Raw genomic sequence first — 13243 nt, 5'->3', positions numbered from 1 at the left:
AGCGACCTGGGGGCCCGATCTACCCCGACAGCGGCGCGTTGAAACGCAGGAGCGCAGCGCGCTCGACGAACGCCTCGGCGTCGGCGGCCGGCGGTACCTCGATCGTCGTCACGGCGGTGTTCGCGAGCGCCGGGAAACGTCGACGGTATTCGTCGAGCGGTAGCCCGAGCACTCGGCACAGCACGAGCCGGATGAGTGTCGTGTGGGCCACCACGAGCACCGTGCCCTCTGCGCCGGCGACCCGGGTCAGCTCGGCGAGCGCGGCGAGACCGCGTGCTGCCGCCGCCACTCCGGGCTCTCCGCCCGGCAGCGGCGACGAGGCCGGCGCGGCGATGAAGCTCGCCAACTGCTCGGGGAAGAGCTCGGCCATCTCGGCTCGCGTGCGGCCCTCACCTGCGCCGAAGGCGACCTCTCGGAGGCGAACATCGATGATCGGCTCGACTCCGACCGCGGTGGCGGCCGCCTCACCGGTCTCGACCGCTCGCGAGAGGTCGGAGGTCGCGACCAGGTCCACGCCGGCTGCCGCCGCCCACCGCGCGAGCGCAGCGCCCTGCTCACGGCCCCGGGCGGTGAGCGGCACGTCGGTCGCACCGGCGTAGCGGTTCTCGGCATGCCACGTGGTCTCGCCGTGGCGCACGAGGTGCACGGTCGTCATCGGGTGATCCCTTCACGAGCGGATGCCGCGAGCCTGTCGTCGATCCACCCACGCGCGTCGAGCTCGTCGACGAAGCGAGCGTACGCGGGCAGCAGTCGATCGTGTCGCTCGGCATCGGGCGACACGATCCGCGCCGGCCGGAGCATCCGTGCGGCCGTTGCCGTAAGCGGGTAGGGCGCCTGCGCGCCCGGGGTCGGGTGCGCGCCCGCATCCGAGCCCGTAGCCGAACCGGCACCCACATCCGCATCCACATGCGCACCCACATCTGCATCCGCTCCCGCCGCAGCCAGCACGGCCATCCCGGCCGCACCCTCGCCGTGCTCGGGCAAGTGCACCGGCCGGCCGAGCAGGTCGGCACGAAGCCGGGTCCACGCGGGGTTGCGCGCACCGCCGCCGGTGACGAGCAGCGGGCCGCTCACATCGAAGCCGCCCGCTGAGAGGAGGTCGAACGCGAGGCGTTCGACGTAGGCGACCCCGTGCAGGATCGCGGCGAATGTCGAGGTGTCGTCCCTCGCGCCGGTCGGGAACGCCGTCGCTTCGGCGGAGACGAACGGGAACCGCTCGCCACGCCCGACGAGCGGGTAGGCGACCGGAGGTGGCGCCGCCGCATCGAAGCCGCGCGTGAGTTCGTCGAGGTCGCGGCCGGGCAGCAGTGCGGTGATCGCGCCGGCACCCGTGCTCGACGCGCCGCCGGGATACCAGCCGCCGCCGAACGGGGCGCGGTGCGAGTAGACGGCGCCGCTCGGGTCGACCCGCCGCTCGCGCGAGACGCCCTTCAGCACGAGAGTCGTGCCGAGCACCGAGTTCCAGGCGCCGGGTTCCAGCGCGCCGGCCCCGATCTGGGCTGCGCAGCCGTCGGTCATGCCGGCAACGATGATGCATCCGGCCGGCAGCCCGGTCTCCGTCGCAGCTGCGGCGCTCACCTCGCCGATCCTCGTGCCGGAGGGCACGAGCCGCGGCATTCGCTCGACCGCGAGGCCGAGCTCGTCGAAGACGGCGCCCGGCCACTCCACGGCGTCGAGGTCGGCGCCCGACTTCAGGGCCGAACTCAGCTCGCTCGGCAGCCGGCGCCCGGCGAGGCGGCTCGTGATCACGTCGGGCTGATGGGCGACGGCGCTCGCCGGCCCCAACGAACCCTCGTCGAGCATCGCCAGCAGCTTCGGCAGCGCCCAAGACCCCTGCATGCGATAACCGAGCCGCGCCCAGACCTCGGCCCCCGTCGACGCCACCCGGTCGAGGTGCGCCGCCCCTCGACGGTCGTCGTACATGACGGCGCGGCCGGTCGCTCGACCCGAGACCGGGTCGACGGGAACCACGGTTCCCGAAGTGCCCGACACTGCGAGCGCCCGCACCTCGGTGCCGCCGGGCAGCTGTGAGGTCACGTCGCCGAGCACTGCCACGACGGCCGACCACCAGGCTTCGGGGTCCTGTTCGTGCCGGTCGCCGTGCCCGTCGCCGTGCCGGTCGCCCTGACGGAGACTCTGCAACGGCGACGATGCCGCGGCGAGACGGCGGCCCTCGTCGTCGAGTGCGATCGCGCGCACGCTCTGCGTGCCGAGATCGATGCCCAGCCAGACCGGTTCGCTCACTCGCGCGGCTCCGCGGCCCACACCGGCCACCGTTCAGCGAGCGCGTCGCGCGTGGCGAGGAAGTCGGCGTGCCGCTCGTCGAAGCGCGCCCGGCGGGAGGCATCCGGTTCGAAGACCCCGCTCGGTGCGACGAGCGCAGTCGCCGCCTCGCTGAGCGAGGCGTAGCGACCCGAAGCGACGAGCGCGGTCAGCAGCGCACCCTTCGCGCCCACCTGGGTTCCGTCGACGCGAATGGTCGTCACGCCCGTGATGTCGGCGATGCTCTGGCACCAGAGTGTGCTCGCAGAGCCGCCGCCCGAGAGCACGAGTTCCGATGGCGCCGCCCCGGAGACGGTGAGGCAGTCGCGGATGACATGACCGAGACCCTCGACCGTGGCGCGTGCCAGGTCGGCGCGGGTGTGCGCGAACGAGAGGCCCGCGATCGTGCCGCGCGCGGTGGGGTCGAGGAACGGTGCGCGCTCGCCCGCGGGCGAGAGATACGGCCACACGCGAACGCCGGATGCCCCGGGCGCCGCCTCGCCCGCGAGAGCCATGAGTTCCGCGGCATCCGCGAGACCGAGGAGTTCCCGCATCCACTCGACGACACCGGTGCCGGCGAGCGTCGGGAACGCGCGAACGACGGGGAAGCGGGGGCCGCTGCGGAGCGTGAGCCCCGACGGCTCTCCCGTGGTGTCGGGCGCGTCCACGAGGATGCCGGTGCACAGCGTCGTGCCGAGGATGCAGAACGCCGAGCCCGGCGACACTGAGCCTCCACCGAAGGCCGTGGTGACGACGTCGTAGGCAGCCAGCGTGACCGGGATGCCGGCGGGCAGGCCGAGTCGCTCTGCGAGCTCGGCCCGGAGGGGGCTGGTGAGCTCGTCGTCGCCGAGTACCGGCGGCACGAGCGATCGCAGCTCGCTGAGCCCGTAGCGCGCGATGAGCTCGTCGGAGATCGTTCCGCTCGCGATGTCGAGCCAGGGGGCGGATGCCTCGGAGGGGTGCAGTCCGCGCGTGCCGGTGAGCGCGCCGAAGATCCAACCGCCGCACGTCGTGACCTCGGCGACGTTGGTGAGCTTGGCCGGCGCGTTCTCGAGCGTCCACGCGAGGATCGCGTGCGGCAGGCCGAGGTTGCCCAGGGATCCGTTGACACGGAAGGCTGCGTCGAGGAGCCCGTCGCGAGTCCAGCGGTCGACGACCTCGTAGGCTCGGGCGTCGTTCCACAGCACGGCGTTGCCCGTGGGCCGCCCCTCGGCGTCGAGCATCCAGGCGCCGTCGCCCTGTGCGGTGAGCGCGAGCGCGGAGATCGGCAGCGGTGACGCCTCTGCGGCCTCGGCCACGCACCCGAGCACGGCATCGAGCACCTCGTGCATGTCCTGTTCCGACCAGCCGGGATGCGGCGAGCTGATCGCCGTGGTGCGCCGGGCGACGACGAGCTCGCGGCCGGCATCGTCGAAGACGACGGCCTTGATGAGCGTCGTGCCAGCGTCGACGCACAGCGTCGCGGTCGTTGCCATCGCTGCCGTGTTCATCGGGCGACTCCGGAACGCGACCGTTCGAGCACCGCGGGATTGGCGACATGAGCGGGCGTGCGCCCAGCGACGAAGTCGGCGACGTCGCGGGCGACGATGTCGGCGGCGCGCAGGGCGGTCTGGCGGGTGGCGCCGGCGAGGTGCGGCGAGACCACGACGTTGGGTGCGCTGAAGAGGGGCCATTCCGGAGGCGGCGGCTCGATGTCGTAGACGTCGAGCGCGAGCGCCCCGAGGCGGCCGGAGCGCAGCAGTTCGGGCAGCGGTTCGTAGTCGAGCAAGCCGCCGCGGGCGGAGTTCACGAGCACGGCCCCCGCCGGCAGGAGTTCGAGGGCGCGGCGATCGATGAGGTGGCGCGTCTCGTCGGTGAGCCGCGCGTGCAGGCTCACCACCGAACTCTGCCGGAGGAGGTCGTCGAGGTCGACGGACACGACTCCATCGGACGCGAGCACCGTCGGGTCGGCATAGGGGTCGAACGCGAGCACGCGCGCCCCGAACGAGCGGAGGATGCGGGCGACGATGCGGCCGATCGCGCCGTAGCCGACGAGACCGACGGTGGCGTCGCCGAGCTCGCCGCCGACGTTCTCCCACGCGTAGTAGTCGCCGCGCCACTCGCCCTGCTTCAGCGCGGCATCCGTCGTCGGGATGCGGCGCATGGCTGCGAGGATCAGGCCGATCGTGAACTCGGCGGCGGCCTGTGCGTTCCGGCCCGGGGCGAAGGTCACGAGCACTCCCGCGGCGGTGGCGGCGTCGAGGTCGACGTTGATCGGGCCGCCGCGGCACACGCCGATGTAGCGCAACGCGGGGCTCGCGGTGAACACCTCGGCGGTGAACGGGGCCATCTGGGTCACGGCGATGTCGATGCCCTCGAGTGCGGCGATCGTCTGGTCGACGGTGCCGCTCGCCTCGTGCACGCTCGCGACGTCGCCGAAGGGCTCGTGCGGCCACGGGAGGGTGAGTTCGCGGTACTGCGGTCGGGGTTCGATGCCCGGCAGCTCGCGGTCGAGCGCGTCGCGGAACAGTCGTGGGGTGACGAAATGGTCGCCCGCGACCAAGATGTGCGTCATTGCGCGCCTTCCTGCAGAGCAGCAGACCGTGCTGGTGCATCGGTCGAATCGAGCGAGCGTAACATGCAGAATGTTATTAATACCAACAGGTCTGTGGAAGGGGAGGGCCGCTCAGCGAGTGGTGCGCGACGGGATCGGCGCGAGATGCACCGTCGCGTGGTCGGCGATGCGCTCCGCCATCGCCGGGTCGACGTCGTCCGTGAGGATCACATCGGTGAACTCGGCGATCGGCACGAAGCGATGCAGCGAGGTGTGGCCGACCTTGGAGCCGTCCATCATGAGCACCCGGCGCCGTCCGGTCTGCAGCATCACGCGCTTCATGCTCACGATGTCCTGCTCCTGGTGGTAGGTCATCCGTTCGTCCATGGTCGAGGTCGACTGGAACGCGAGGTCGACCGCGTAGGCCTCGAGGTTCGTCTGATCGGGCGGCCCGACGAAGGAGTCGTGGGTGCGCGAGTACGCGCCGCCGATCATGATGACATGCACGTCGGCTGCCTCGCGGAGCGTCTCGAGCACCTGCCGGTAGTTGGAGACGACGGTCAGCGGGGCCTTCTCCTGCAGCAGGCCGGCGAGCGCGAGCACCGTCGTGGAGTCGTCGAGCATCACCGACATGCCGGGTTCGACGAAGGTCTGGGCGACGCGGGCGAGCGCGGCCTTCTCTTCGGCGCGCCGGTGCAGCCGAAACTCCGAGCTCGACTCGAACACGCTCGTCGGCAGAGCGGAGACGCCCCCGTGGAACTTCCGCACGAGTTGTCGCGCTGCGAGCTCCTCGAGATCGCGGTGCACGGTCATCAGGCTGCGCCCGGTGAGCTCTGCCAGCTCGGCCGCGGTGGCAGAGCCCGCCGCGAGCACGTGGTCGAGGATCATCCGTTGCCTGGCGCTGCGCGAAGACGGACCGGGATTGGTCGAACTCATGGATCCTCCTTCGAGCCTGCCGAACTTTATCAAGACAATCGCGATATAGACCAGCAATTCGCCGTGTTTGATCGAAGAGTTATCAACGGACTTGACGTTTATAACGTGAATGTTGGTATAGTTCCCGGCAACGGTCGGGTGGAGTGCGTCGCGACGCTGCCGGCCGCCCCGGCACCGACACTTCCCCGCACCGGGGACTCACCAAGGAGATTCAATGAAGAAATCCCATGTGCGACTCGCAGCCGTCTTCGGCTCCATCGCACTCGTCACCGCCCTCGCGGCGTGTTCGGATGGCGGAACCGGAACCGGCGGAGCCGGCGAAGGTGATGGAGCGGCATCCGGCAAGATCGCGTTCCTCATGCCCGACCTCGCGTCGACCAGGTACGAGCAGCAGGACAGCCCTCTCTTCACCGCGAAGGTGGCGGAACTCTGCCCCGACTGCGAGGTCATCTACCAGAACGCCGACTCCGACCCCGCGAAGCAGCAACAGCAGGCCGACTCGGCGATCGCGCAGGGCGTGAGGGTCATCGTGCTCGATGCCGTCGACACGAAGGCCGCGGCATCGATCGTCGTGAACGCCCAATCGCAGAGTATCCCGGTCATCACCTACGACCGGCCCATCGTCGACACGCCGGCCGACTACTACGTGTCGTTCGACAACGAGGGCATCGGCGAGCTCATCGGCACCTCGCTCGTCGAAGGCCTCGCGGCGGCCGGCGCCACCGGTGGCGTGCTCATCGTCAACGGTTCGCCGACAGACGACGCAGCCCAGCTCATCAAGAAGGGCATCCACACAGGCATCGACGCGAGCGGATTCGAAGTGCTCGCCGAGTTCGACACCCCCGGCTGGGAACCGCAGAAGGCGCAGGACTGGGTCTCGGGCCAGATCACGCAGTTCGGCCCGCAGATCGTCGGCGTCGTCGCGGCCAACGACGGCACGGGCGGCGGCTCGATCGCCGCGTTCAAGGCGGCCGGCCTCACGCCGACGCCGCCCGTCACGGGCAACGACGCCGAGATCGCCGCGATCCAGCGCATCATCGCCGGCGACCAGTTCAACACCATTTCCAAGCCCATCCGCATCGTCGCCGAAGCCGCGGCCGAGGTCGCCTTCGCCTTCCTCTCGGGCAACCCGCCCGAGGGGGAGACGACGCTCTTCGACACCCCGTCGCAGCTGTTCACGCCCGAGGTCGTGACACAGGACAACGTCAAGGAGATCATCTTCGACGGCGAGATCTACAGCGTCGACGAGGTCTGCACCGACGAGTACGCCGCGGCCTGCGAGGCACTCGGCATCAGTTGAGCGAGCGGATGCCGCCTGCCCGAGTGGGCGGGCGGCATCCCGGTCTCCGCCGCCGACGCACGAGCGGCCCCGCGCTCGTGCGACGCATTGCATTGCACGACGAACATCCACCGCACGACGAACATCCCCCGCACGACGAAATCCACCGCACGACGAAGAGGTCACCCGTGAACGCACTCCCTGCGACCGACCCCGCTGCCACGCCGCACGGCGTCCGCCCGAACATCCACACCGTGCTCTCGATGCGGGGGATCTCGAAGAGCTTCGGAGCCGTTGCCGCGCTGACCGACATCGACCTCGACGTCGACTCGAGCGAGGTCGTCGCGATCGTCGGCGACAACGGCGCAGGCAAGTCCACGCTCGTCAAGGTGCTCTCGGGTGTGCACGCGCCCGACTCCGGCACGATCGACTTCGGCGGAGAGCGGGTCACCCTGCCCACGCCGATGGCCGCGCTCGACCGCGGCATCGCCACGGTCTTCCAGGACCTGGCCCTCTGCGACAACCTCGACGTCGTGCAGAACCTGTTCCTCGGTCGCGAGCGCCGCCGGTTCCGGCTCGACGAGGTCGGCATGGAGGTACGCGCCTGGGAGCTGCTGCGCCAGCTCTCGGCGAAGATCCCCTCGGTTCGCATTCCGATCGCATCGCTCTCGGGCGGCCAGCGCCAGACCGTCGCGATCGCCCGTTCGCTGCTCGGAGACCCGAAGCTCATCATCCTCGACGAGCCCACCGCGGCGCTCGGGGTGGCCCAGACGGCCGAAGTGCTGAACCTCGTCGAACGGCTGCGGGAACGCGGGCACGGGGTCATCCTGATCAGCCACAACATGGAGGACGTGAAGGCCGTCGCCGATCGCGTCGTCGTGCTCCGGCTCGGTCGCAACAACGGCGAATTCCGCGTGAGCGACGTCTCGAGCGAAGACATCATCGCCGCCATCACCGGCGCTACCGACAACGCGGTCACGCGGCGCCGCTCCCGCAGCGACGCGGGAACCTCGACCAGCCGGCCCAGCCCGGAGGACGAGGCACGATGACCACGACGACCCCCACCGACCTGCAAGACGAGCGCATCCGCGTCGACACCGGTGTCGGAGCGAGCATCCGCGCCTCCTTCGATCGCATTCGCGGTGGCGACCTCGGATTCCTGCCCGTCATCGCCGGGCTCGCGATCATCTGGACCATCTTCCAGATCCTGAACCCCTACTTCCTCTCGAGCAGCAATCTCACGAACCTGCTGATGGAATCGGCCCCCGTGGGCGTCATCGCACTCGGCATCGTGTTCGTGCTGCTCGTCGGCGAGATCGACCTCTCCGTCGGATCCGTGAGCGGCCTCGCCGCCGCGATCATGGCGATCAACTTCATCGACAACCGCTGGCCGCTGCCGCTCGCGATCGCGGCGGCCGTCGCCGCCGCCGTCGTGATCGGTTTCGCGTACGGCTTCATCTACAACCGCATCGGCGTGCCGTCGTTCGTGATCACCCTCGCCGGACTCCTCGGGTTCCTCGGGCTGCAGCTCTTCGTGCTCGGGCCGAAGGGCACGATCAACCTGCCGTTCGATTCACCCCTCGTGTACTTCGGGCAACTCGCGTTCGTTCCGCAGTGGCTCGCGTACACGCTCGTCGCGCTCGTGGCGGTGGCAGTGCTGGTCGGCGGGATGCTTCGTGCGCGCGCCCGCCGCAACGCCGGGCTCTCTGCGCCGGCGCTCAGCCTGATCCTCATCAGAACCGGCCTCCTCGTCGTGCTGCTGGGCTTCGGGGTCTGGTATCTCTATCAGGCACGCGGCGTCGGCTGGATGTTCGTGTTCTTCGTCGCCCTGGTGCTGCTCGCGAACTACGCGCTCACGCGCACGAGTTGGGGTCGCTCGCTCTTCGCTGTGGGCGGCAATCGGGAGGCTGCCCGGCGCTCCGGCATCCGCATCACGGCGATCTACACCTCGGCATTCATCGCCTGCACGACGCTCGCCGCCGTCGGCGGCCTACTCGCCGCAGGGCGCCTCGCCTCGGCGGCCCAGTCGAGCGGCGGCGGCGACATCAACCTGAATGCGATCGCGGCCGCCGTGATCGGCGGCACGAGCCTGTTCGGTGGCCGCGGCTCGGCCTTCGCCGCCTTGCTCGGCATTCTCGTCATCCAGTCGATCTCGAGCGGCCTGACGCTGCTCAACCTCGATTCGTCGATCCGTTACATGGTGACGGGTGCGGTCGTGCTCATCGCGGTCGCCCTCGACGCGGTCGCCCGACGTTCGCGCAGTTCGCACGGCCGAGCCTGACGAGACACTGCGCCGCGCACCGGCGGGTGCTGCCGTACTCGGCTACGTAACCCCATTCGGGGGGCGTGTAGCATGGAGCGGACTCGCCAGAACGGCCGCGCGGTCGTTCCCGAATCGCGGCCGGAGGTGCCCGATGCGGAGAACCATCATCTTCAGTGCCGCCATCGCGGCGCTGTTCGTCGGCTCGATCTTCGTCGGCGTCGCCGTGGCGACGACCGGTGCACCCGTGCTCTACGACGCGCGCTCGCCGCAACCCGTCGTGACCACCGACGGCGGTTTCGGGGTCGAGGCGGGCGAGGCGCAGGGGAGCGACTCGCAGGTTCCGGCCGACGGAGCCGAGGCGAATGACGACGAGCCGCTGCCTGCGCCGCCGACTGCATCGCAGCCAGGGCCGGCGCCGAGCCCGGCTCCGACTCCGACGCCCGCACCGACGACACCGCCCGATCCGATGCCCACGCTCGAGGAGCAGCAGGCCTGGCTCGGCTTCCAGCAGCTCGTTCGCGAGTGCATGACCGAGGCCGGCCAGGAGTACCGCTCATGGGAGTGGTGGAACACCGAGCCGCGCGATCCGACGTCGACCGCTCCAGCGATGCCCGCTGGGTTCACCGCCGAGCAGGAGGCCGCGTGGCGACTCGCCCTCGAGGGCACCGACGGTGACGATGGTGGATGCATGGGCGAAGCGGTGCGCGCCGATCAGCAGAAGCCGCCCGCTCCGCCCGCGGCGTCTGCGCCTCCGCCCGTCGAGACTGAAGCGCCACGCGCCGACTGACCGTCGCGCCAGTGGCTCGCGGCTGCGACCCCGCCCTCAGGCGGTGAGTTCGATGACGGTACCGTTCAGCTCTGAGGCATCCGTGTCCCAGAGCTCGACGACGGATGCCGCGAGCCGGTCTTCGAGGCCCGCGAGTGACTTCACGCGGAACGTGATGGCCGCTGCGGTGGGTCTCGATACGCCTCCTTCGTCGGCTCCTCCCGCTCCCTGAGGCCGTCGAAGGGAGGCGAAGCCCTGCGCGAGGGAGCGCATCCACGATTCGCTCGCAGCCTTGACAGCGGTGTAGTTGGCGCCGCCCGCGGTCGGTCGCTCGACGGTGGTCGATGAGACGATCGCGATGCGCCCGGCCGGGGAGGCGACGAGGTCGTCCCAGAAGGCTCGGCTGATGTAGCGCAGCGCGGTGAACGAGCGCTCGAGCACCCGGTAGTCCTCTTCGGTCTGGCCGGGGATGCCGCCTCCGCCGCGCCAGCCGCCGACGAGGTGCACGACACCGTCGACGTCGCCGACCCGCGCGTGCACTCGCATGGCGAGTTCGAGCACGTCGTCGCCGTCGGTGAGGTCGGCGCGCTCGCCGATCACGCCGGGCAACTCGGCCTCGAGGGCCTCGATGCGGCCCTCGTCGCTGCCGACGGCGATCACTCGGGCTCCGGCGTCGAGCAGCGCGCGGGCGACCGCCCGGCCGGAGGTACTCGTCGCTCCCGCGATGAGCACGGTGCGGTTCGCGAGATCGGTCATGTAGTCATTCTCCTCTTGCGCAGGCCGGTCGAGTAGTGACGAAGGAGCGTATCGAGACCAGGTGCGAGGTCTCGATACGCTCCGTTACTCGACCGGCGGGTGGTCTCGATACGCTTCGCTACTCGACGGGCGAGTCGCTACTCGACCGGCGAGTGGGCAGTGATGCCGATCGTCGACTCGATGACGGACTTCATCTTCTTGTCGAGGGCCTCGTAGAACATCGACAGTGGGAACTCGTCGTCCATCACGAGGTCGGTGTAGCCCTTGGGCGGCCCGGCGAGCACCTCGCGGGGCAGACCCTCGGCCCACACCGACGCCGGGTTCGGCGTGACGACGCTCGTCACGAGCTCGTATGCGGCGAGCCAGTGCACCGTCTTCGGGCGGTCGATCGACTTCCAGTACAGCTCGTCGATCGCGTCGCCGAGCTCGACGACCGCATCGGGCACGGCGTCCCAGTCGAAGCTCAACGAGACATCCGTCCAGTCGAGCACGTGCTTCTGGTGCAGCCACGCGAACAGCAGCTGGCCGCCGAGCCCGTCGTAGTTGCGCACACGGGAGCCCGTGATCGCGAACCGGAAGATGCGATCGAAGATCACCGCGTACTGCACGAGCTTGCCGTGCTCGAGCAACTGCTGCTCGATGTCGGTGAGCGGCTCGCCGCCGCCCTCCGAATGCTCAGTCGCTCGTGCCCGAAGGCCGCGTTCGATTTTCACCGACTCGCGGAACGCGGTGAGGTCGCACCGCAGTTCCTCGAGCGAGTAGAGGAAGAACGGCATGCGCTGCTTGATCATGAACGGGTCGAACGGCAGGTCGCCGCGCATGTGCGTGCGGTCGTGGATGATGTCCCACATCACGAACGTGCGCTCGGCGAGCTCCTGGTCGTCGAGCAGGGCCACCGCATCGTCGGGCAGTTCGAGCTTCGTGATCTCGGATGCCGCGCGCACGACCTTGCGGTAGCGGGCCGCCTCCCGGTCTTGGAAGATCGCGCCCCACGTGAACGACGGGATCTCGCGCATGGCGACCGTCTCGGGAAACAGCACGGCCGAGTTCGTGTCGTACCCGGGCGTGAAGTCGACGAGCCGCAGGCTCACGAAGAGCTTGTTGCCGTAGTCGCCCGCCTCGAGCGCCGCGATGAACTCGGGCCAGATCGTCTCGACCACGAGCGCTTCGACGTGCCGCTCGGTCGAACCGTTCTGCGTGTACATCGGGAAGATCACGAGGTGACGAATGCCGTCGATGCGGTGCCGCTGCGGCTGGAATGCCACGAGCGAGTCGAGGAAGTCGGGCACGCCGAAGCCCTCGGCCTGCCAGCGGCGGAAATCGACGACGGACGCCGCGAGGTACTCGGCCTCGTGCGGGAACCGCGGTGCGAGGGCCTCGATCGACTCGACGATCGCGTCGACGAGAGCGGACGCCTCGTCTTTGTTCCCTGAGCCCTCTTTGTTCCCTGAGCCCTCTCTGTTCCCTGAGCCTGTCGAAGGGTCGGAGTTCCCTGAGCCCTGCTCTTTGTTCCCTGAGCCCTGCTCTCTGTTCCCTGAGCCTGTCGAAGGGTCGGATGCCTCGGGCACCGAGCCGTCCTTCACCTGCAGCGCCTGCAACGCGGTCGCCGACTCCTTGAGGCGGAGCCACGCGGCATCCGTCTCGACGCCCTCGGCCAGTGCGAGGTCGGCGGCGGTCACCTCGTCTTCGAGAACCTCGGGTTCGCCGATGATGGCGTCGATCGTTGTGTTGCTCGACATGTGAACCTCCGTTCCTCAGTGAGGGGGTGCGCGGGGTGCGCGTGATGGCGCGGCGCGATTCGCCGGCTCCCTCAAGGCTATGAGGCGAGCCGCTGCGATTGGTTGTGCCCCGGCGCAGGAATCTTGTGTGAACGCAAGATTCCACGGTGCAGATCGCCGATTCACGCAATCGTCGTTGTCGATAGAGTGCGGGCAAGGCGGCCTCGGCGGGTGTTTCGGCCGCGAGCGCGCAGACCGCGCGACGCTCGCGTCAGCGACCGGGATCTCGTCGCGTATCGTGCGCGACGGTGAATGCGGTCGCCGCGCGTCGATCCGTGACGCCATGGGGAGCACTGTCCATTGACAGTTGCTCATCTGCACTGTCAGGCTGCGGGTCGGCAACCCGTCGATCCCTTATAGCAAGGAACTCTCACATGACCGCTCCCGCTCCCGTCACCGTACCCGCGCAGACGGCGCCCGCTGAGAAGTGGAACGTCCTCTCCATCGTCGGCTTCGTGCTGTCGCTGCTCAGTTTCAACGTCATCGCGGTCGTGCTCGGCTTCATCGGGCTCAACCAGGTGAAGAAGACCGGTGAGCGTGGCCGTGGCCTCGCCATCGCCGCGATCATCATCGGTTTCGCATCGATCGTGGTCTGGGTCATCGTCATCATCGCCTCGGTCGCGCTCGCCGCGACGACCGCGTCGCTCTCGACGTACTAGGCCAGTAACTC

The 13243-nt window shown here is 69.5% G+C and carries 12 protein-coding genes; 5 read left to right on the top strand and 7 right to left on the bottom strand.

Going from position 1 to position 13243, the window contains the following annotated elements:
- Positions 1 to 19 precede the first annotated feature (19 nt).
- The 5 genes from AC1C2T_RS02440 to AC1C2T_RS02420 all read right to left on the bottom strand — a co-directional run bounded on the left by AC1C2T_RS02440 (position 20) and on the right by AC1C2T_RS02420 (position 5731).
- Positions 20 to 655: a histidine phosphatase family protein gene (locus AC1C2T_RS02440; protein WP_495384118.1), complete on the bottom strand. Its 636-nt coding sequence runs from the start codon at positions 653 to 655 to the stop codon at positions 20 to 22.
- Complete coding sequence (locus AC1C2T_RS02435) at positions 652 to 2244, bottom strand: FGGY-family carbohydrate kinase (protein ID WP_495384117.1); 1593 nt, start codon at positions 2242 to 2244, stop codon at positions 652 to 654. Before AC1C2T_RS02435 ends, AC1C2T_RS02440 begins: the two co-directional genes overlap by 4 nt.
- On the bottom strand, positions 2241 to 3752 hold the full coding sequence (locus AC1C2T_RS02430) for an FGGY family carbohydrate kinase (protein WP_495384116.1): 1512 nt from the start codon (positions 3750 to 3752) through the stop codon (positions 2241 to 2243). The genes AC1C2T_RS02435 and AC1C2T_RS02430 overlap by 4 nt, the downstream gene beginning before the upstream one ends.
- The gene (locus AC1C2T_RS02425; protein WP_495361801.1) at positions 3749 to 4816 is read right to left on the bottom strand and encodes a 2-hydroxyacid dehydrogenase; all 1068 of its coding nucleotides are present in this window, start codon (positions 4814 to 4816) and stop codon (positions 3749 to 3751) included. Before AC1C2T_RS02425 ends, AC1C2T_RS02430 begins: the two co-directional genes overlap by 4 nt.
- A gap of 111 nt (positions 4817 to 4927) precedes the next feature.
- Positions 4928 to 5731: a DeoR/GlpR family DNA-binding transcription regulator gene (locus tag AC1C2T_RS02420; protein ID WP_495384115.1), complete on the bottom strand. Its 804-nt coding sequence runs from the start codon at positions 5729 to 5731 to the stop codon at positions 4928 to 4930.
- Between the two features lie 214 nt (positions 5732 to 5945).
- On the opposite strand from AC1C2T_RS02420, the gene AC1C2T_RS02415 reads away from it, so the two are divergent.
- The 4 genes from AC1C2T_RS02415 (at position 5946) to AC1C2T_RS02400 (ending at position 10060) form a co-directional block, all read left to right on the top strand.
- Positions 5946 to 7031: a substrate-binding domain-containing protein gene (locus AC1C2T_RS02415; RefSeq protein WP_495384114.1), complete on the top strand. Its 1086-nt coding sequence runs from the start codon at positions 5946 to 5948 to the stop codon at positions 7029 to 7031.
- Between the two features lie 242 nt (positions 7032 to 7273).
- Positions 7274 to 8059 (top strand): ATP-binding cassette domain-containing protein, encoded by a 786-nt coding sequence (locus tag AC1C2T_RS02410; RefSeq protein ID WP_495385383.1) that lies wholly within the window; start codon positions 7274 to 7276, stop codon positions 8057 to 8059.
- Entirely contained in the window at positions 8056 to 9291 is a 1236-nt protein-coding gene (locus AC1C2T_RS02405; protein ID WP_495361804.1) for a sugar ABC transporter permease, read from the top strand. The genes AC1C2T_RS02410 and AC1C2T_RS02405 overlap by 4 nt, the downstream gene beginning before the upstream one ends.
- Before the next feature lie 133 nt (positions 9292 to 9424).
- Positions 9425 to 10060 (top strand): hypothetical protein, encoded by a 636-nt coding sequence (locus tag AC1C2T_RS02400; RefSeq protein WP_495384113.1) that lies wholly within the window; start codon positions 9425 to 9427, stop codon positions 10058 to 10060.
- A 36-nt stretch (positions 10061 to 10096) separates the two neighbouring features.
- Here AC1C2T_RS02400 and AC1C2T_RS02395 read toward each other — a convergent pair whose 3' ends face one another.
- Together AC1C2T_RS02395 and AC1C2T_RS02390 are read right to left on the bottom strand one after the other, a co-directional pair.
- Entirely contained in the window at positions 10097 to 10795 is a 699-nt protein-coding gene (locus tag AC1C2T_RS02395) for an SDR family NAD(P)-dependent oxidoreductase (protein ID WP_495384112.1), read from the bottom strand.
- Between the two features lie 137 nt (positions 10796 to 10932).
- Positions 10933 to 12534, bottom strand: coding sequence for a DUF6421 family protein (locus tag AC1C2T_RS02390; protein ID WP_495384111.1), 1602 nt, complete (start codon positions 12532 to 12534; stop codon positions 10933 to 10935).
- Positions 12535 to 12947: 413 nt separating this feature from the next.
- On the opposite strand from AC1C2T_RS02390, the gene AC1C2T_RS02385 reads away from it, so the two are divergent.
- A complete protein-coding gene (locus AC1C2T_RS02385; RefSeq protein ID WP_495361809.1) occupies positions 12948 to 13232 on the top strand; it encodes a DUF4190 domain-containing protein in 285 nt (94 codons plus the stop codon).
- Positions 13233 to 13243 lie beyond the last annotated feature (11 nt).

This window comes from Agromyces sp. Y558, assembly GCF_059445415.1.
Note: the sequence above shows the minus strand (reverse complement) of the source record. Positions and strands in the feature narration are given on the sequence as shown.

Excerpts from the sequence above, each read along its gene's own strand:
- AC1C2T_RS02395 (WP_495384112.1), bottom strand. The coding sequence starts at position 10,795 with ATGACCGATCTCGCGAACCGCACCGTGCTCATCGCGGGAGCGACGAGT.
- AC1C2T_RS02425 (WP_495361801.1), bottom strand. The coding sequence starts at position 4,816 with ATGACGCACATCTTGGTCGCGGGCGACCATTTCGTCACCCCACGACTG.
- AC1C2T_RS02390 (WP_495384111.1), bottom strand. The coding sequence starts at position 12,534 with ATGTCGAGCAACACAACGATCGACGCCATCATCGGCGAACCCGAGGTT.
- AC1C2T_RS02420 (WP_495384115.1), bottom strand. The coding sequence starts at position 5,731 with ATGAGTTCGACCAATCCCGGTCCGTCTTCGCGCAGCGCCAGGCAACGG.
- AC1C2T_RS02430 (WP_495384116.1), bottom strand. The coding sequence starts at position 3,752 with ATGAACACGGCAGCGATGGCAACGACCGCGACGCTGTGCGTCGACGCT.
- AC1C2T_RS02410 (WP_495385383.1), top strand. The coding sequence starts at position 7,274 with ATGCGGGGGATCTCGAAGAGCTTCGGAGCCGTTGCCGCGCTGACCGAC.
- AC1C2T_RS02405 (WP_495361804.1), top strand. The coding sequence starts at position 8,056 with ATGACCACGACGACCCCCACCGACCTGCAAGACGAGCGCATCCGCGTC.
- AC1C2T_RS02440 (WP_495384118.1), bottom strand. The coding sequence starts at position 655 with ATGACGACCGTGCACCTCGTGCGCCACGGCGAGACCACGTGGCATGCC.
- AC1C2T_RS02415 (WP_495384114.1), top strand. The coding sequence starts at position 5,946 with ATGAAGAAATCCCATGTGCGACTCGCAGCCGTCTTCGGCTCCATCGCA.
- AC1C2T_RS02385 (WP_495361809.1), top strand. The coding sequence starts at position 12,948 with ATGACCGCTCCCGCTCCCGTCACCGTACCCGCGCAGACGGCGCCCGCT.
- AC1C2T_RS02400 (WP_495384113.1), top strand. The coding sequence starts at position 9,425 with ATGCGGAGAACCATCATCTTCAGTGCCGCCATCGCGGCGCTGTTCGTC.